This is a genomic window from Francisella salina (assembly GCF_000219045.1).
Classification (GTDB): Bacteria; Pseudomonadota; Gammaproteobacteria; order Francisellales; family Francisellaceae; genus Francisella; species Francisella salimarina.
Genome location: NC_015696.1, coordinates 263816 through 282118, shown reverse-complemented (window position 1 = coordinate 282118; position 18303 = coordinate 263816). Strand labels below are relative to the sequence as shown.

Below are 18303 nucleotides of genomic sequence, written 5' to 3'. Positions count from 1 at the left end.
TTAACATAGAAATATTACAATGATTCTTATATGATATTAATAATCAAAATATAGAAACACTGATATCAAAAAAGAATCAATGAAAATAGAAATTTTACACTATAAAATTTTTGATAAACTCGCACATACTCTGAATTTCAGACAAGCCGCAAAAGAATTAAACCTATCGATATCAGTAGTATCTAAAAAAATTAAAGAACTAGAAACATATTACAACTCCACTCTCTTTTACAGAAATACAAGATCAGTTTTTTTAACCGAAACAGGTATCAATATATTACCAAGAATCAAAGAGCTTATACTTATTGAAGATCAAATCAAAACAGATCTTAACACTAATTACCAATTTATAGGAAACTTAAAAATAGGCATTCCTTTTTCATTTTTTGAATCAATTCTTGATAAAGTAAAGCTTTATACAACAAATAATGAAAGTGTTTTTGTTGAGTGGAAAATTGGAAACTACTTAAATAGATTATACGATGAAAATTTTGATGCTATTATTTTCTGTGGAACTCTACCAGATGGTGACTTCTATGCAAAGAAAATAGGAGAATGGAAAAAAGTTGTATGCGCTTCACCCGATTTCCTCAAAAGTTATGGGACACCAAACAGTCCAAAAGACCTAGTAAATTACCAATGCTTAGACCACTATCAAAACTTCAAATCTACTTGGGGAATATCTGGTAAAGAATATAGCATAAATTTAAAACAAAAATGCTCTTTCTCTAGACTATTAACCAGTATGGCAATTAACTCACTAGGAATAGTTTACCTCCCATCATTTAGTGTAGATGATGCAATACAAAAAGGAGAGCTTGTAGAAATTTTTGAAAAATATACTTCTCAGAGGTTTGACATTTTCTTAGTGTCTAAAAAGCCTTTTTCAGAAAGTAGAAAAACTCAGGAAATTTTAAACATGCTTTTGTAAGTATCTTTTTCCTATATAAAGCCTATATTCCCAAACCATCTAAAAAAGTAGCTATATCATAAACAGTATTTTGCTCACTAAGCTCATTTGAATGAAGTGATATTCTAAAGTATTTGAGCACTCCGGCAATGGGTGCCCCACCAACAGGTCTGCCTGATGGTGTTTGATTATAAAATACAAAATCAACTCTTTTAGGGTTAAATGTTTCGATATTTTCCAAAACATATTCAAAACCAGACCTTGGTAAAAACACTCTCTTAGTGTTCAAAATGTAATACCAGCTATTATTAAAATATGAATATTTTCCTTCTGTATAATCTTTTGGAGGGGTATAAAAACTCTCCAATCCCAAAAAGTTGGGATTTTCTATAAATTCTGACTTATATAGGGCATGTAAGGCCGTATTAACACAATCATAAGATATTCCACCAGTATCTCCAGAGGTGCGCATATATTCTAAATCTCTACCTATTACCTCAGCCATTTTTTTAATTTTATCCTTATCTACACCATATACCAAAAGAGTATACGTAGGTCTATAGTTCTGCTGACCTTGTGATAAATGTCCAAAATAATCTTCATAAGAAACCTTTGCTGGCATCATTAGTTTCTTATTCTTAGTAGTATAAAAATTATAAAAGCTAAAATTCTCGAGCTGTCCATGTTTAACAGTTGCTTCACCTAAAACAAAATGTCCTCCAACTGTAACTAGATCATCGCCTTGACGACCCGACAAAGAAATAATCAAAACATGATCACCATTTTTAACTTTTGCATTATCAAATAAAGTAGCCTTAAATGGCTCTAGATTTTTACTAAGAGCATCTTCCATTAAAGTATCTGTCACAAACTCTACATAATCCTCTTCGATAAGTTTTTTATAGTTACTATCTAAAGGGAAGAGGTTATTTATACTCTCAAAAACATTACTAATCACAATCGCTGATATGTAAAGGACCCCATGATCAAATTCAGCTATAACATTAACTTTCTTATTAAGATAGTAGTCTATGGATTTTTGATCAAAATGATTACCTCTAAAATCAACTGCGTCTATAAATTTAACTGGAATCTCTTGATCATCAACTATTAAATATAGGTCATGACTTCGTTTAACCAAAACACCCGTCAATCGCTCGCTCCCACTAATAGCAGTCGGGACATCATTAATATACAAAGCATTATCATTAATTTGGTTTTGACTATCTATGAATACCAACGTATCAAGATAAGCCATACTTTTTGATTCACTTAAAACACTTGAACTACCTAGTACACTATACTCTCTATCTTTTGTTACGAGCTTCAGATTATCGTTCTGCAAACTTAGTTTGCCTATAAGTGCCCATGAATAATTTGATTCCATAAGTAATAAGAAACAAATAAATAATCTACATAAAATTCTTTTCATGTCGTTTATAAACCTAAAAATCATAAATATAAATAAGGGATTTAACTACCTAAAAAGGCTTGTGCTATAATAGCACAATTTCTCAAGAAATATAGTTACAAAAAGTTTAGATATCTTTAACAGCAGATAACGCACTTATCATTTCTGATGTTAGATTATTGAAGCCTTTTGGAGAATTTGGAGTAAAAATCACATTTGATTTACCTGATTTTGTCATATTCTCTAACGTATCTAGATATTGATACATCATTACTAAAGATGAAATATATTCAGAAGAAATATTTCCTCCAGTACCCTCTTTGACATCCTCTATCGATACACGCAAACCTCTAGCTATTGCTTTACGCTGCTCTGCGATACCTTCACCAAGTAGCTTCATTGACTCTTTTTGCCCTTCTGCTTCTTTGATTTTGATAAGCTTCTCTGCTTCTGCTTTTGCTTTTGTAGCCTCAAGCTGTCTTTGCGCAGCATTAATCTCGTTCATCGAACGCTTAACATTTTCCTCAGGATTAATATCAACAACTAATGACTTAATTATCGTATATCCATAAGTACTCATTTCCTCTGATAACTCTTTTTTAATATCTAGTGCTATTGCATCTTTATTTTCAAAAGACTCATCCAAACTCATACGCGGCAGTGATGATCTAATCACATCAAAAACATACGACTCCATCTGCGCTCTGGCATTTGTTAGCTTATAAAAAGCATCCACAGCCTTCGTCTCTTCAACTAGAAACTGTACAGAAACTTTCATATGCACAAATACATTATCTCTTGTTTTGGTCTCTGCAACTATATCAAGCTGTTGTACCCTCAAACTGACTCTACCAGCTATTCTTTCAATAAAAGGTATTCTAAAATTAAGTCCAGCGCGCTGGATTCTAACAAACTTACCAAATCTCTCTATTACATTTACTGACTGAGTCTCAACTATACTTATTGAAAAAGCCAATAAGAATACAGAAACTATTACCAAAAATATCAAAAAAAACATAACTTCTCCTCTTATACCTTATATAAACTATGACTGTGGAAAATCTACTATTATAGTATAGTTATCTTTACCATCTTTTTGCCAAACAAGTAAATCGTGACCTGTAACAACCTTACCATCAGAACCATCCCATATAAACTTTAATATAACTAACTGATGATTCTCATCAAGGTTTCGACAATACTCATAGTTAAGTTTTAACTTACCCATATCTCTTTTGCCAGCTTTATTTGCGGCAAATCCATCAAGATAATGCTTTAACACAGCATCTTTACTTGTATAAGTTTTACCTCCACTCATATACATAAAATCATCATCATAGAATGATACAACTTTATCAAGGTCAGCCGCATCCCAGGCTTGCTCCATTTGCTTAGCTTTATCTCTTATTATAGTAAAGCTTTTATCAGCACAATCTGCAGCAGTTGCACTCAAAGCAACCAACATCGCAGATATTATCATCAGTATTTTCTTCATATATGCTCCTAATCTAAAAGTGATAATACTGTCACATCTTTTGTTAAAATCTTAGGATGTTCCTCGAACGGTCGAAAACATTCAAAATGTAATATGATTTTATGAGGTACTTTCCTAAACTTTTTAGTGAGTTTAAGTTTAAAATTATCCATACCAGCCCATTTTGATTTTTCAACATTAACACTCTCATGGGTATAGCCACTATCATCTATATAATCATAATCTGGTGGAATAAGAAACCATCTATATCCATCTATCGAATCTACAGGTAACTCAACATTAAAAGTATAGTGCCTACTATCTAGAACGATTGGTTTTGTATATATCTTTTCTATATCTGCTTGAGTCATTTCTGCCAATCCTAAGCAAGGAAGAAGCAACAAAAACACTAGTATTTTATACATTTTCTAAGTTTAAGTTTACTACCTATATAAAATTATTATATACACAAAAGCACTCTAAATGCATAAATTTGTTCTAATGTATTTTACTAATTATCTAACAATATGATTTGATAGATATCTATATTTCTAGGTATTTTGAGTATATAATTATTGCTGTTATAAATACACATGACAATTTTTAATAAAATGGCTTTGGAAAAATTTGAACTTGAACTAGTTTCATTTAAAGATATTACAGACAATGTTAGACATTTCGTATTCAAAAGAACTGATGGTAAACCTCTTAACTTTATCGCTGGGCAATTTATTACATTCCTATTAACAGATAAGGAAGGTAACCTAAAACGCAGAAGCTACAGCTTAGGCTCACTACCTTCTGATAATATGCTTCTAGAAATAGGTATCACTTATGTAAAAGGCGGTGTAGCAACTGACACTTTCTTTAATATGAAAATTGGTGATACTGCTCCTGCTATGGGACCAGCAGGTAGACTTGTTCTAAAAGAAGAAGAAATTAATAAATTAGTTCTGGTTGGTACTGGTACTGGTATTGTACCATACAAAGCAATGTTCCCAGAGCTGTTAGAAAGGGCTGACAACACTGAAATACATATACTACTAGGAGTCCAATATCGCAAAGATGCTCTTTATCAAGATGATTTTATAGAGTTTGCAAAAAAGCATGATAACATTCACTTTAAGTTATGCCTTAGTAGAGAAACTCAAGATCTTAAAGATTATGAGATCTCTGGATATGTTCAAAATCAATTTGAAAGTATAGGGCTAAACCCTGAGACTGATATTGTTTACGTTTGTGGCAATCCCAATATGATTGATCAATCATATGAGATGCTTACAAATGCAGGTTTTGGACCTAAGAGTGTACGTAGAGAGAAGTATATTTCTTCGAATTAAGCTTGATACTGTGGATATTTTAAGCTACAATCTCTGAGCTATTCTAATAAGGGATATGGTGCTTAGATGAGATAGTCTAAGTGGCGATGTCAGATTATAAATATAAGGAAACTATAAAAATGAGACAAGAAATTCATCCTAAATATACTGAAGTAAAAGTAACTTGTAGTTGTGGAAATACTTTTGTTACTAAATCAACTTCTGGTAAAGATGCTATGAACATCGATATCTGTTCACAATGTCATCCGTTCTACACTGGTAAGCAAAGAATTGTTGATACAGCTGGACGTGTTGATAAGTTCAAGAAGAGATTCGGTGGTATCAAGAAAGTATAGTTTTTTACTTCACTTGTATCACAATATCAAAACCAGCCTTGAGCTGGTTTTTTTATGCCCATCAATTTATACAGAAATAACAAATTAAAACAAAGTTTAACAGCACCCTTTTGAAGATTCGTAATACCTATTAATATATTCGTCTAGAGATATGCTATCATTTGCAACCAACTCTTTTTCTGCAACTTCAGACTGAGAAACTTGACTTTGTAGTTCAGACTCAACATCTGCTGATAGCGCATAGCCTCTGAACTCTTCAGATGCTTTTTGAGATACCTTTAATGCAAATTTTTTATATCCTTGCTCCTCTGCAATCTTAACTATTTTAGAAGATGGTGTTTTATTAATATCCAAAATCTTTTGCTTTTCTAGATATACTGCTTCAAGATACTCAGATGACATCTTTTCTGCCGTTGCTTCAATCTTATCAAACAACTCTAATGCATAATCCTTTAATAAGACTTCTCTAGCATCACCTAGTTTTTTTAGCTTAAGCTGTGGATTACGACCCTGTATTGCCACAGCAGTCAAATTTTGCTTAGCCTGCTTGATTTGTTCTTTACTATATCTTACTGCGCCTTCCTCCAAACAAGTCATCAACATTGCTTCAACGAAAAGAGCTGTATTTTTACTTATTCCAACTGGAGTAAACGGGTCAACATCAAGAACTCTAACCTCAATATACTCTACACCTCGGTTATATAATGCACATGCAGGTCTTTCACACCTTTTAGCTATCTGCTTAGGTCTAATCGCACTGTAGTACTCATTTTCTATCTGTAAAATACTCTCGTTTAGTTGCACTCTTTGACCTTCAGCATCATATAAACCCAAATTTCTATAATCATCAAAAATATCATCAGTCGCATGTATCAAATCTTTAACATAAGATTTAACGTTATTATATGATATAGCCAGATCCTTTTGTGCTGGACTCGTATAACCAAGATCACTCATTCTCAAGCTTGTAGCATATTTGCCAACAAAAAACTCATCATCTAAATCTGACAAGTAGTTAGGCTTATTTTTAACAGAAGTCTTAGCACATATTGGACTAGCTCCAAATAGATATGGTAATAACCACATAAATTCAAAATATTTATTAAGAACATCAAAATAAACATCAGAAACTGAACTTTGCTTATCACTAGCGATATTTTCTATTAGCTTTCTATCAAAAGAGAAATTATAGTGTATGCCTGAGATTATTTGCATAATCTTACCATATCGAACAGACAATCCCTTGCGATAAAGTCTCTTCATCTGTCCAGAGTTCGAACTACCAAAATCAGCCTCTTCTATTTCACTTTCATCAGCTGAAAGAGGCATACTAGTATTAAGTATAATCTCATTATCTGCCATATTCGCTAATGTGAAAGCTGAAAGGTCATATAGCTCACAAAAAGTACTTTCTATACTCTCATGAGGTCTAGTAATCAACTCAAGAAGATTCTCCGAAAAATCAACAGTTATACTACTATTAGTTAGTTTATGCCCAAGAGCATACGGGTGGCACGAATCAGCAAGCACTCCACTACAAGTGATTCTCAAAGTTTCTCTTTCTATTCCCCTAAGATTATTTATTTTTTTGAAATCGTACATTTTTATCCTAAATAAATTTGTCCTGATAGCTTGATAAAACTATTACTGTTTTAAATCTTTCAAAGATCTAAAACCTCCCAGTACTATCATAACTACAGAATAAGCAATTATACCACTAGACACTATTAGAGCTATACTTTTGAGTCTATCAAACATTGATAAAGTAATCCAATAACTATCACTTAGATTAAATGATTTTAATACTAAAACCATACATATACTAGCAATTGTTATCCTAAAAATTGTCATCAAATCTAAATAACTATCAACAAATAATCTAATATTAAAATCACAAAGCACCCACATCTGAATAACCAAATTGATTAATGCAACAGAGGAACTTACCAACGCTAAATACAAAAATGCATGATCATCTTTTGCAAACAAATTCACAACTAGCATATCAGCAACTATAGTAATTATTAGACATATTAAACTAATATAAAAAACTATTGAGGTTTTATTCTGTATGTAAAGTGCTGAAACAACTACTCTGACGATTACAAAACAAAACAATGATACTAAATAACCAAGCAAAGCCAGATAAGTAAAATCGATATCCTGCAAATTAAACTTACCATAGAAAAATAGTGAAATAACGATAGGCTTAGCCAATATAAATAGACCTATAACGGCAGGAACTGTTATTATTAAAGTAAACCTCATAATAAAGCTTAATGTCTGGAAAAATTTCTGCTGGTTTCTCTTATAGTTAATCAGGTACGGAATCATAACCGTTGCTATAGCTGTCCCAAAAACTCCATATAAAAATTGATTAACTCTATCTGCATAATATAGCCACGCCAAGCTTCCAGATAGCAAAAAAGATGCAAAAAATGTTTCTATCAATCCATTTATTTGTAATATTGCTGTTCCGAAAAATGCTGAAGGAAGTTTTTTTAAGAATGTTCTTGACCTGAGATCTTTAACCAAAAACACATCTTGATTAAGCTTAACCTTACCCATTAGTCTTTTAAGACTATACCCTCCAATGATAACTTGGATAATCCCTGCTAAGAGAACCGCATAAGCAACACTAAAGATAGGAATATTAAACATTGGTGAGATAATTATACCCACTATCATTAAAATATTTAGTACAATTGGTAAGATTGACGATATTAGATATTTACTATAACTATTTAAGATAGCCGATATCACTCCCATAACCCCATTGAACAACAAGTACGGGATCATGATCACAAACATGCTTTTGACTAAGCTCAAAACACTTCTATCATCAACCAGGCCATATGCATATATTTCCACCCAAACATTACTAAAGACTATTGCTACAATAGTCAAAACCAATAACAATAAAGCTATGAAATAAAGTACAGTTATAATAAACTTTCTGTTTCTATCATTAGTATTACCATTTAAATATGGATTAATTATTTGTGTCAAAACACCAGATGACGTAACCTTGCGCATGAATTCAGGAAACCTAAAAGCTACCAAAAACGCTTGTAAAGCTGATCCACTACCAAAAAAACTAGCTAATAATAAATCTCTAACAAAACCTAATAATTTCGATAAAAATAAGAATACAGATACAATTAAACTATTTGAGAAGAACTTTTTCATTTTCTCAAGTCACAGAGATACTCATTAAGATTAATTTGACTCTACTTGTGTTTTTTCACTAACTTGCTGCTGAACCTCAGAAGATTCTTGCTTTTGCCCTTCTTGTTTAGACTGAACATTTGGATTCCAATATACTTCTAAACTCTCCTGCTCTTTAACAGCTAATTCTTTCTCTTCTGCTGTGAGCTTTATTTTAGCTAACTCCTGCTCAGCTTTCTTCAGCCCTCGCTTATCAGAAAGATCTGGCATACAGTAAGGATTAAACTGACGCCAGAAACCAAACAACGGATTATTATATAATTTGATAGCTTCTGACAAATAAGCATACTTAGCGACTTTATTATCAGTCAATTCTGCCATAATAACAAATGCTGGAGCATACGGTTGCATTATAGCTTCACGTGCGTACTTATATGCTCGTTGCTTATCATTTTTCGCGATAAGTGCTTGAGCCATTCCTGCATGCTTAAATGCATGCTTACCATGATTAATATTCTTATACTCTTTGTAGTATACTTCAGCCAATCCAGCTTCAATCTCAGCTGAATGGTCTAAATCATATGCTTTTTGGTACCATTTGATAGCATACTCAGGACTCTGAGGAAGTCCACCAGCTCCATTTAAATAAGCATCTGCGATAAAAGCTCTACCCAAAGACATACAGTATGGATACTCTTGGATAAATTTTTGCTGATTGTTAATTAAATAAGCTCCTCTAGCTTCTAAACTACCATTAGCTATAGCAAGCTTATACCACTTATAAGCCTTAGCAACATTCATACCTGGTACTTTATCATTTCTTACATATAAGTTACCTAGTTGATTTTGTGCAATATCATAGCCCAAATTCGCAGCCTTGGTTATATATTCAATCCCTTTAGGTTGATCAACCTCAATACCATCTGCTCCAAAGAAATATAACTCACCAATCAAATATACCAAATATGAATAAGACCTAACTCCTTCAGGATCAGTTGGGGCACCATTTTTCTCATAGAAATCAGCAGCCCAAAGAGCATAACCTAAAGCATTTTTATCACTCATATCAAGTTGAACATTTGCTTCTGCCAAAAGCCCTGTAGCTCTAGCATCAGTTTTAAGATATGGCTTACATGATTCTAAGACTCTTTCATACTCTTGATCAACACCATCTTTATAACACTCTTTTAAAGTTGCGTATGATGAACCAAAGAACATAACTGATAAAAAGGTGATTATAAACCTAACTTTCATCCTTCTCTCCCACAGACAAATAATATAAATACAAAATATTTTTAACAGTATAATATACTTTCATACCATATTTATAGAGATTTTTAACAAAAATCTATTTGCCTACCATTAGGTAAATATTTTATATATATATCAGTACTGTTTTTTGGCAGGAACCCTTTACCTTTTTCTGGCCACTCAACAAAACAGATTGAATCATTATTGAAATAGTCTCTAACACCTATCCATTCAAGTTCTTCAGGGTCTGCCAACCTGTACAAGTCAAAATGATAAATATTAAAATTATCAAACTCATAACTCTCAACCAACGTATAAGTTGGACTTTTAACATTACCTTTATAGCCCAAAGACTTAAGCACTCCTTTTACAAAAGTAGTTTTGCCAGCACCCAAGTCCCCATGTAAATATATAATCTGACCTGCTTGAAGTTTTTTAGCATACTCTTGAGTAAACTCAAACATCTGCTTTTCACTTTTCACTATTATACTTTTCATACTGCTTTATAAACTCTCCAGCTAATACAAATGATCCAAAAACAACTGTTACCGTATCTTTTTTTGACAAATATATACTACCCAGGTCTGTGTTAAAATCAACTCGCACAATTTTTTGTGATTCAAACTCTTGCTTTATTTTGTCTAAATCAGCCGCTCGACCATCTAAATATTTAAGATCCACAATATCCCACTTCTGTATACGGTCTCTTGCTATATTTAGTATCTCATGTAGATCCTTACTTGCTAAAACCCCAAATACCGCCTCATACCTGACATTATTATTGCCAAATTTTGCATCTAAAAGCTCAAATAGGTGCCTCACGGAAGCTGGATTATGTGCAACATCAACAACAACATAACTATTATTGAAACTATTATTTTTTAATATTGAAAATCTTGCTTTAGCTCTTATCTCTTCTAAATTTGGAATATAAGATATCAACAACTTATTAAAAAGATAATTAGCTATACTTACGGCAATATTATAACTATGTATAAAGCACTCACTAGAACTATACTCATGATTTTCTTCATAAATTATTGCACCACAAGCTTCTGCATATTTATAAACACTATCAGGCATTTTTGTTCCTAAGAACAAAGGTACTCCTGCCCTAGCTATACCAGCCTTTTCATGTCCAATTTTATCTAACGTATCACCAAGAACTTCACAGTGATCAAAATCAATATTAGTAATAGCTGTAATGTCAGCATCTATTATATTTGCTGCATCTAAACGACCACCTATACCGACTTCTAAAATCAGATAATCAATAGCAACCTTCTGAGAATACATACAAGCACACAAAAAAGCTATTTGATAATAAGATAGTCGATATTCAGGAGTTATCTCATCTAATCTTTCTAATAGCTCTAATAAAACATTATCTGGAATCGATTTCTTATTTAGAGATATTCTTTCATTAAATTTAAAAACATGCGGAGATGTATGACTTAACACCTGCTTGTTATTCGACACTAATAGCTCTTCTAACATAGCTACTGTAGTACCTTTACCATTTGTCCCCGCAATTGTTATTACTTTAAACTTTTTGGTAAAGTTAAATCTATCAAGAATAAGTAACAGATCTAAAAGATCACAGTTACGAGCATCTGGCTTAGCCATTATTTTATCTATTTTGACTTCAATGCTCATTTTTAATTTAGGACTATACTTGCTGTTCAGATTTATATTCTAGAGATTGAGAATGATTAATTTTAGTCAAGTTAGGCATAAGCTTATCTATTAACTTTGCAACTTCTTCTCTTAAGTTTCTACGATCAACGATCATATCTACCATGCCTTTCTCTACCAAAAACTCACTTCTTTGGAATCCTTCAGGTAATTTTTCTCTTACTGTCTGTTCAATCACTCTAGGTCCAGCAAAACCTATCAGAGCTTTTGGCTCAGCAAGATGTACATCACCAAGCATAGCTAGAGACGCAGACACACCACCTGTAGTAGGATCTGTCAGTACAACTAAGTATGGTAGCTTAGCTTCTGCCAATTTCTGTAAAGCAGCACTAGTTTTTGCCATTTGCATCAATGAGAATAATGACTCTTGCATTCTAGCTCCACCACTTGCTGTGAAGCATACAAAAGGAACTTTTTTCTCGATAGCAAGCTTAACACCTCTAGTAAATTTTTCACCTACAACAGAACCCATAGAACCACCCAAGAACATAAAGTTAAATGCTGCAGCAACTACTGGGAATCCTTTCACAGTTCCTTCCATCACTACCAATGCATCTTGTTCTTCAGTTTTTTTCTGTGCTTGAGAAAGTCTATCTTTATAAGACTTAGTATCTTTGAATTTAAGCATATCCACAGGAGATATATTAGCAAAATGCTCTTTTGTACTCTCTCTATCGAAGAATAAGTTTAGTCTGTGTCTAGCAGATATTCTGTAATGATAATTACAGTTTGGACACACTGACTTATTATTGCTTAACTCTTCAGAGTACAACGTTACTCCACAACTTGGACACTGACTCCAAACTCCTGTAGGCATATCTTTTTTCTGTGCTTCTAAACCAAGACTTCTACCAATTACTCTAGTTAACCAACTCATTATCAATCTCCTCCTAGGTATTATTCGATATAGACCGGCTTAGCCAACAATCTCTATATCACTAAAGAAATACTTAATTTCTTGTGCTGCTGTTTCTGGAGCATCTGAACCGTGCACAGCATTAGCATCAATGCTATCAGCAAAATCAGCTCTAATTGTTCCAGCATCTGCTTCTTTAGGGTTTGTAGCACCCATCAACTCACGATTCTTAGCTATCGCATTTTCACCTTCTAATACCTGTATCATCACAGGACCTGAAACCATAAACTCTACAAGAGCGCTAAAAAACGGTCTGTCTTTATGCACTGCATAGAAGCCTTCGGCCTCTGTTTTTGACAAATGTTTCATTTTAGCTGCAACAACTTTCAAACCAGACTTCTCAAAACGTCTGTAAATTTCTCCGATTATATTCTTTTCTACAGCATCAGGTTTAATAATAGATAAAGTTCTTTGATTACTCATTTAATTAATTCTCCAATTCTTAGTTAATTCAGATTATATCACTTTTATTGACAAAATTTCAAAACTAGGGATTATTTATTAGATTTTTCGACAGCTGCTTGAATGTATGATTCAAATAATTTATGCCCATATCTAGGAGTAGATGTAAATTCTGGATGAGCTTGGCAAGCTATAAACCATTTGTGTTCAGAAATTTCTATTAGCTCCATTAACTTATCATCTTCAGATCTTCCTGAGAAAATCAGACCCGCACTTTCTAAACGATCAACATAATTATTATTTACTTCATATCTATGACGGTGTCTTTCAATTACCTCATCTGCCTGATAAATTTCTCTAGCACGGGAACCTGCTTTTAACACACATTTATACCCACCTAGACGCATTGTACCACCTAGATCTGACTCATGAGTTCTTTGGTGTATAGTACCATCCTCTGCTTGCCACTCTGTTATTAAACCTATAACTGGATTAGAGGTTGATGGATCTAATTCACTTGAATGTGCATCTTGTATACCCAATACATTTCTAGCATACTCCACAACTGCTAACTGCATCCCCAAACAAATACCCAAAAAAGGAATTTGATTTTCTCGAGCATACCTAATAGAGACTATTTTACCCTCAACACCTCTGCTACCGAAACCACCAGGTACTAAAATAGCATCAGCATCGTTAAAGAATGACTCTACGTTAGTATCATTAACCTCTTCAGAGTCAACAAATTTTATTTTCACTTTAACACCTCTTTTATAACCTGCATTATAAAGGGCTTCGTTAAGAGACTTATATGCTTCTGTAAGAGATACATACTTACCTACCATTGCGACAGTTACTTCACCTTTGACATTTCTAATGGTACTTACAACATTTTGCCACTCAGATAGATCTGCTTCTTTTGTGTTAAGGTTTAATAGTTCAACCAACTTAGCATCAAAACCTTGATGATTATATTTAAGTGGCACTTCATAAATAGTATCAACATCTTCAGCTGTGAATATACAATCTTGATCAACATTCGTAAAAAGAGCAATTTTACGCTTCTCACTTTCATCAAACTTTTTCTCACAGCGACAAACTAACATATCAGCTTGAATTCCAATTCCTCGTAATTCTTTAACTGAATGCTGCGTTGGCTTTGTCTTCAACTCTCCAGCTACTTTTATATATGGGAGCAGAGTCAGATGTACAAATAATGTCCTATTTCTACCAAGCTCAATTCTTAGCTGTCGTATTGCTTCTAAAAATGGCTGAGACTCTATATCACCAACAGTTCCACCAATTTCAACAATTGCCACATCGACATCCTCAGCAATCCCTTCACATACTCGTCTTTTTATTTCATCTGTGATGTGAGGTATTACTTGTATAGTAGCACCGAGATAGTCGCCCTTACGCTCCCTTCTTAAAACACTTTGGTAAACCTTACCAGTTGTAAAGTTGCTTGCTTGAGTCATTTTATTACGAATAAAACGCTCATAGTGACCTAAATCAAGATCAGTCTCTGCCCCATCTTCAGTTACAAAAACTTCACCATGCTGTAATGGGCTCATTGTCCCTGGATCAACATTTATATATGGGTCGAGCTTCATCATAGTTACATTTAAGCCACGACTTTCTAAAAGAGTAGCTAAAGAAGCTGCCGTTACACCTTTACCCAACGACGATACAACGCCACCTGTTACAAAAATAATTTTAGTATTTGGATTCATTTGAACACATGAAAATATAAAAAATCATGGAACCTGATTATAGCATTTTTGTGAGATCGTTGCTATTTGAAAATGCTTTATCATCAGATTAACTTCAATTTAGTAACTATCTAATGTTCAAAACACCTATATAGCTAAAACCATATAAATGTAGTACGTCATTCCGTCAAGTGATTACTGAGCGTAATCGAATGTACCTAGCCACAGAATCTAGCAAATAGTTTGTTTTGATAAGCTTAATATACCCTTTGCTAACAATAGATACACCAATCTTAGCTAAACCATTAAATTAATAGCTTTTAGAACGTTAAAGCACATCATCATTAACAAAGCTTGCACATTGAAAAAATATTTATATTTCAAGTGAGAAAAGTTATTATTTATATATATAACCTAATTAAGACTGGTTAAATGAATTTTAAAAAGAAGTCATGCGAAATAGAATTTAATTCTTTATATAGACTCACTACAGATGATGTAAACTTAGTTATTAGTGACTCTATAGCTTATAGAGAAAAACTTATAGCTTTCTTGTCTTTGTTAAAATTAGATCAAGTTACAAACTTATCATGGATTAGAATCATTGATGATAATAAATTTCAAACAGTTACAAGTAATATTAACGTTAATGCCTCATTAAATTACAGTCATAGTGGTTTATGGCAATATGACAAGGTAACTGTATCATACACTTCTGATTTTGAAGGCGTGATAGATTATTATACTTTAAATCCTAATAATACTTATGCACTAGAAAACAAACATTTATTGTCAATATATAATTGCAAACACTTTCAAAATATATATGACTACTTCTCATTTGAAATTGGTAGAGATTTTTATAACAGTTTAGATACTAAGTCAAAAATTGCTCTTAGAAAAAGGCTTGATTCTGTTATCTCTTTAATGTACCAGTCAATTTTTCTAGAAAAAACTTTTGAAGTAAAAGAACTTAATGCTACTTTCTATAAAGATTCTTTTGGAGAAATAGAGACTGAAATTATAAATACTTATAATTTGACTCCTCTAAACTTATCATATTTAAAATTAATAGCTACTGGAAATACTGCTAAAGAGATTGCTCTTCAACTAAATAAATCTAGTCGTTCGATAGAGACAACAATGATGACACTTTGTAAAAAACTAAAATGCTCAAATAAACAACAATTAGTTCTAGTTGCTAAAATTATCGTTAGTTATCTTTATTATTAATAATTAACAGTAACCGCAATAAAAGCCTTTTGAGTAAAGAGACTTGTTGTATTTTTTTGACTTATATTATTAATCAAACCATTGAATTGACAGCTTTAAACAAGGCTTACACATACTTTCACGAGACTCTTCAAAGTCTACTAGTTTGTTTAACTTTACAAATTTATTATCAATACCGAGTGATTCTTCTAAACCTAAACTAAAAAGAAAAAATCTATGGTAACTAAAATACAAACATCTTCAGCATCTGTGTTTTATAAAAAATCAAGATTCAAGACATTAAATCAACAACATTTGATTTTCACTTATTTTAACCTAGTAAAACTATCAAACATTTAATTTGCAGTACTTTTACTTTGAACAGAGATTATTTAAGATTTGTATGAGATTTATATTTATATTATTCAGATACTCAACTTATCACTTAAGATAAGCTAAGTTAGGATTTATTATACTTTTTCCCAAGCTCTGCTTTTAGATGGCTTATTACCTCGAGTCCACCATTTAGCAGTATATTCTTGACCCTTATAAGTTACTTGGTCTCCTTTAGTATAGACAGTATTAGAATCCCAAACTCCTAAAACTGTAGGATTATCTCCATTTTGGCTTGGATCATCACTACCCTGATCTTGACCATCAACCACTCTCCATACACCCCATTTTCCTGATTGTGTAGGGTTATTTCCTTTAGTCCACCATTGAGCTTCGTATGTTACTCCATTAACTTCTACCCTATCACCTTTAGTATAAAGCTTGTTAGAAATCCAGTTTCCTGTAGCTTCATCTCCATCTTGGTTTGGATCAACAAGCTTAATTTTCTTATCTTTTTGCCAAGTTGGCGCCCCTTGAAGAATACTACCAACTATAAGATCATATTCACCAGGCTGTAAGTTGTTTACTGTTAACGATAAGCTATATGTTTCCATAGGAGATAATTGTATATCTCTCTTATCATAGACTGCTTTACCATTGCTATCTTGCAATGTTACGAAAACATTTGTTTTATCAGAAGCATGAGACATAATCTTAGCAGTTATATTAACCGTTCCATTTAAATCTAAATCATATTGATCTTTGAAGTCCATTAAATGAAGTTCATTTTTAACATGATTATTTCCTTGATAATATTGGAAACTCGTATCACTATATGGCTTAGCCGAAACTTGATAAATGCTTACCATCTCATCATTTGGTACAACCTCACCATTATTATTTTTGACTCCAGCGATAATGCTATCATTAAGTTCTTGAGAGCTGATTTGATTAATTTTATCAGTCATTTGTTTAATTAACTGATTTCTAGTCATACCTCTAGGAACTGTTACAAGTTCATACTCTTTCATCACCCCATCTTTAGAGACTTGTAAAATTACTCTATCTCCTTCACGAACATTTTCCTCGTTAATTGTAAAAGTGTTCATTTCAACTGGGAATTTATCTGATGGGTTTGTTGGTTCATGATCTCTAATATATTCCCATGGGCCCCATTGAGTAGCTCCCGGGACCACTCCTGGTTGTACCCACCATTTGTTAGCATAAATTTTACCTTCATAAATAACTTCTGTGCCTGGATCTGGATAGCTGCTATTTGGATCATACTCTTGAGGTCCACCAGTGCTGCCTCCGTTATCAGTACCACCTCCGTTATCAGTACCACCTCCGTTATCAGTACCACCTCCGTTATCAGTACCACCTCCGTTATCAGCATCTCCGTCAGGTAAGATAACTGTTCCAGCTGGATGTTCATTAGTAAAATCAACATCTATTACATTACCAAAACTTGCACCTGTATCCCCAACATCCCACTCAGCAAAAATAACTTGATAACCAGATCTATCAGGTAAATCACAAGTAAGTGACTGAGGATTATTTGGTTGTGACTTGCCTGCAAAATAAGGTTCTGGATTGTAACAGTTTAGAGGTTGTGTCTCAAATTCATCCCTCTTTAAAGGCTCATTAGGATTCCAGTTTTGTTTTGTTATATAAAATCGAAAAGATGATAGATCGGTAGTGACGTGAGGGGCCGTGAATTTCCATGTAAATTTTGTTGGGCCAGATCTAACTACAACTTTTGCCCACCTACTTGAACTCTGTTCATTCATTAGTTCATAACCACTAACTCCAGACCCACCGATTTCGCCATCCATTTTGCCATTTTGAAATCTACCATCTCCATACTCCATTGATTGTGGTTCATAAATTGCTCTATTTCCACAACCCTTGTTTATACCCCTATCACACAAATCAACTCGACTAGCTGGTGCTGTAACCCATCCATGCGAATATGCTTCAGAACTAGCTAATAATGCTAACCCCGTTAATATTGTTAGTTTTTTAAGTTTCATGATAAGCTCCTTATCTATATTGTTTCAAAAATTCAGGCTTAATACCTGCACCAATAGTATTGCATAAACAAAAATAAGAATAAAAACGGTGAAAAATGATATATTTTTAAT

The 18303-nt window shown here is 33.0% G+C and carries 17 protein-coding genes; 4 read left to right on the top strand and 13 right to left on the bottom strand.

Annotated features, from left to right (window positions below):
* The first annotated feature begins 79 nt into the window (after positions 1–79).
* Positions 80–931, top strand: coding sequence for a LysR family transcriptional regulator (locus F7308_RS01415; RefSeq protein WP_013922068.1), 852 nt, complete (start codon positions 80–82; stop codon positions 929–931).
* Between the two features lie 22 nt (positions 932–953).
* Here the strand turns inward: F7308_RS01415 and F7308_RS01410 are convergent, their stop codons facing one another.
* The 4 genes from F7308_RS01410 to F7308_RS01395 form a co-directional block, all read right to left on the bottom strand.
* Positions 954–2342: a hypothetical protein gene (locus F7308_RS01410; protein WP_013922067.1), complete on the bottom strand. Its 1389-nt coding sequence runs from the start codon at positions 2340–2342 to the stop codon at positions 954–956.
* A 106-nt stretch (positions 2343–2448) separates the two neighbouring features.
* Positions 2449–3339, bottom strand: a complete 891-nt coding sequence (locus F7308_RS01405) for an SPFH domain-containing protein (RefSeq protein ID WP_013922066.1) — start codon at positions 3337–3339, stop codon at positions 2449–2451.
* Positions 3340–3366: 27 nt separating this feature from the next.
* Positions 3367–3816 (bottom strand): nuclear transport factor 2 family protein, encoded by a 450-nt coding sequence (locus F7308_RS01400; protein WP_013922065.1) that lies wholly within the window; start codon positions 3814–3816, stop codon positions 3367–3369.
* Between the two features lie 8 nt (positions 3817–3824).
* Positions 3825–4220, bottom strand: a complete 396-nt coding sequence (locus F7308_RS01395) for a hypothetical protein (protein ID WP_041263578.1) — start codon at positions 4218–4220, stop codon at positions 3825–3827.
* A 186-nt stretch (positions 4221–4406) separates the two neighbouring features.
* Here F7308_RS01395 and F7308_RS01390 point away from each other — a divergent pair, with 186 nt between their 5' ends.
* Positions 4407–5135, top strand: a complete 729-nt coding sequence (locus tag F7308_RS01390; protein ID WP_041263877.1) for a ferredoxin--NADP reductase — start codon at positions 4407–4409, stop codon at positions 5133–5135.
* A gap of 119 nt (positions 5136–5254) precedes the next feature.
* Positions 5255–5470 carry a 50S ribosomal protein L31 gene (gene rpmE, locus F7308_RS01385; RefSeq protein WP_013922062.1) on the top strand — a complete coding sequence of 72 codons (216 nt, stop codon included), beginning with the start codon at positions 5255–5257 and terminating at the stop codon, positions 5468–5470.
* A 96-nt stretch (positions 5471–5566) separates the two neighbouring features.
* Here the strand turns inward: rpmE and gshA are convergent, their stop codons facing one another.
* From gshA to F7308_RS01345, 8 genes are all read right to left on the bottom strand, one after another.
* Positions 5567–7072: a glutamate--cysteine ligase gene (gshA, locus tag F7308_RS01380; RefSeq protein WP_013922061.1), complete on the bottom strand. Its 1506-nt coding sequence runs from the start codon at positions 7070–7072 to the stop codon at positions 5567–5569.
* Positions 7073–7114: 42 nt separating this feature from the next.
* The gene (gene murJ / locus F7308_RS01375; protein WP_013922060.1) at positions 7115–8659 is read right to left on the bottom strand and encodes a murein biosynthesis integral membrane protein MurJ; all 1545 of its coding nucleotides are present in this window, start codon (positions 8657–8659) and stop codon (positions 7115–7117) included.
* Between the two features lie 30 nt (positions 8660–8689).
* Positions 8690–9892 carry a tetratricopeptide repeat protein gene (locus F7308_RS01370; protein WP_013922059.1) on the bottom strand — a complete coding sequence of 401 codons (1203 nt, stop codon included), beginning with the start codon at positions 9890–9892 and terminating at the stop codon, positions 8690–8692.
* An 83-nt stretch (positions 9893–9975) separates the two neighbouring features.
* Positions 9976–10386 (bottom strand): tRNA (adenosine(37)-N6)-threonylcarbamoyltransferase complex ATPase subunit type 1 TsaE, encoded by a 411-nt coding sequence (tsaE, locus tag F7308_RS01365; protein WP_041263577.1) that lies wholly within the window; start codon positions 10384–10386, stop codon positions 9976–9978.
* Positions 10361–11545: a bifunctional folylpolyglutamate synthase/dihydrofolate synthase gene (locus F7308_RS01360; protein WP_013922057.1), complete on the bottom strand. Its 1185-nt coding sequence runs from the start codon at positions 11543–11545 to the stop codon at positions 10361–10363. Before F7308_RS01360 ends, tsaE begins: the two co-directional genes overlap by 26 nt.
* Before the next feature lie 13 nt (positions 11546–11558).
* Positions 11559–12461 carry an acetyl-CoA carboxylase, carboxyltransferase subunit beta gene (gene accD / locus F7308_RS01355; protein WP_013922056.1) on the bottom strand — a complete coding sequence of 301 codons (903 nt, stop codon included), beginning with the start codon at positions 12459–12461 and terminating at the stop codon, positions 11559–11561.
* A 39-nt stretch (positions 12462–12500) separates the two neighbouring features.
* Positions 12501–12923 carry a nucleoside-diphosphate kinase gene (ndk, locus tag F7308_RS01350; RefSeq protein WP_013922055.1) on the bottom strand — a complete coding sequence of 141 codons (423 nt, stop codon included), beginning with the start codon at positions 12921–12923 and terminating at the stop codon, positions 12501–12503.
* A gap of 71 nt (positions 12924–12994) precedes the next feature.
* Positions 12995–14635 carry a CTP synthase gene (locus F7308_RS01345; RefSeq protein ID WP_013922054.1) on the bottom strand — a complete coding sequence of 547 codons (1641 nt, stop codon included), beginning with the start codon at positions 14633–14635 and terminating at the stop codon, positions 12995–12997.
* Positions 14636–15046: 411 nt separating this feature from the next.
* On the opposite strand from F7308_RS01345, the gene F7308_RS01340 reads away from it, so the two are divergent.
* Entirely contained in the window at positions 15047–15847 is an 801-nt protein-coding gene (locus F7308_RS01340; protein ID WP_013922053.1) for a helix-turn-helix domain-containing protein, read from the top strand.
* Positions 15848–16296: 449 nt separating this feature from the next.
* Here F7308_RS01340 and F7308_RS09975 read toward each other — a convergent pair whose 3' ends face one another.
* On the bottom strand, positions 16297–18192 hold the full coding sequence (locus F7308_RS09975; protein ID WP_013922051.1) for a lytic polysaccharide monooxygenase: 1896 nt from the start codon (positions 18190–18192) through the stop codon (positions 16297–16299).
* Positions 18193–18303: the final 111 nt, after the last annotated feature.

Coding starts and splice junctions, on each gene's coding strand:
- F7308_RS01415 (WP_013922068.1), top strand. CDS start 80: ATGAAAATAGAAATTTTACACTATAAAATTTTTGATAAACTCGCACAT.
- F7308_RS01410 (WP_013922067.1), bottom strand. CDS start 2,342: ATGAAAAGAATTTTATGTAGATTATTTATTTGTTTCTTATTACTTATG.
- F7308_RS01405 (WP_013922066.1), bottom strand. CDS start 3,339: ATGTTTTTTTTGATATTTTTGGTAATAGTTTCTGTATTCTTATTGGCT.
- F7308_RS01400 (WP_013922065.1), bottom strand. CDS start 3,816: ATGAAGAAAATACTGATGATAATATCTGCGATGTTGGTTGCTTTGAGT.
- F7308_RS01395 (WP_041263578.1), bottom strand. CDS start 4,220: ATGTATAAAATACTAGTGTTTTTGTTGCTTCTTCCTTGCTTAGGATTG.
- F7308_RS01390 (WP_041263877.1), top strand. CDS start 4,407: ATGGCTTTGGAAAAATTTGAACTTGAACTAGTTTCATTTAAAGATATT.
- rpmE (WP_013922062.1), top strand. CDS start 5,255: ATGAGACAAGAAATTCATCCTAAATATACTGAAGTAAAAGTAACTTGT.
- gshA (WP_013922061.1), bottom strand. CDS start 7,072: ATGTACGATTTCAAAAAAATAAATAATCTTAGGGGAATAGAAAGAGAA.
- murJ (WP_013922060.1), bottom strand. CDS start 8,659: ATGAAAAAGTTCTTCTCAAATAGTTTAATTGTATCTGTATTCTTATTT.
- F7308_RS01370 (WP_013922059.1), bottom strand. CDS start 9,892: ATGAAAGTTAGGTTTATAATCACCTTTTTATCAGTTATGTTCTTTGGT.
- tsaE (WP_041263577.1), bottom strand. CDS start 10,386: ATGAAAAGTATAATAGTGAAAAGTGAAAAGCAGATGTTTGAGTTTACT.
- F7308_RS01360 (WP_013922057.1), bottom strand. CDS start 11,545: ATGAGCATTGAAGTCAAAATAGATAAAATAATGGCTAAGCCAGATGCT.
- accD (WP_013922056.1), bottom strand. CDS start 12,461: ATGAGTTGGTTAACTAGAGTAATTGGTAGAAGTCTTGGTTTAGAAGCA.
- ndk (WP_013922055.1), bottom strand. CDS start 12,923: ATGAGTAATCAAAGAACTTTATCTATTATTAAACCTGATGCTGTAGAA.
- F7308_RS01345 (WP_013922054.1), bottom strand. CDS start 14,635: ATGAATCCAAATACTAAAATTATTTTTGTAACAGGTGGCGTTGTATCG.
- F7308_RS01340 (WP_013922053.1), top strand. CDS start 15,047: ATGAATTTTAAAAAGAAGTCATGCGAAATAGAATTTAATTCTTTATAT.
- F7308_RS09975 (WP_013922051.1), bottom strand. CDS start 18,192: ATGAAACTTAAAAAACTAACAATATTAACGGGGTTAGCATTATTAGCT.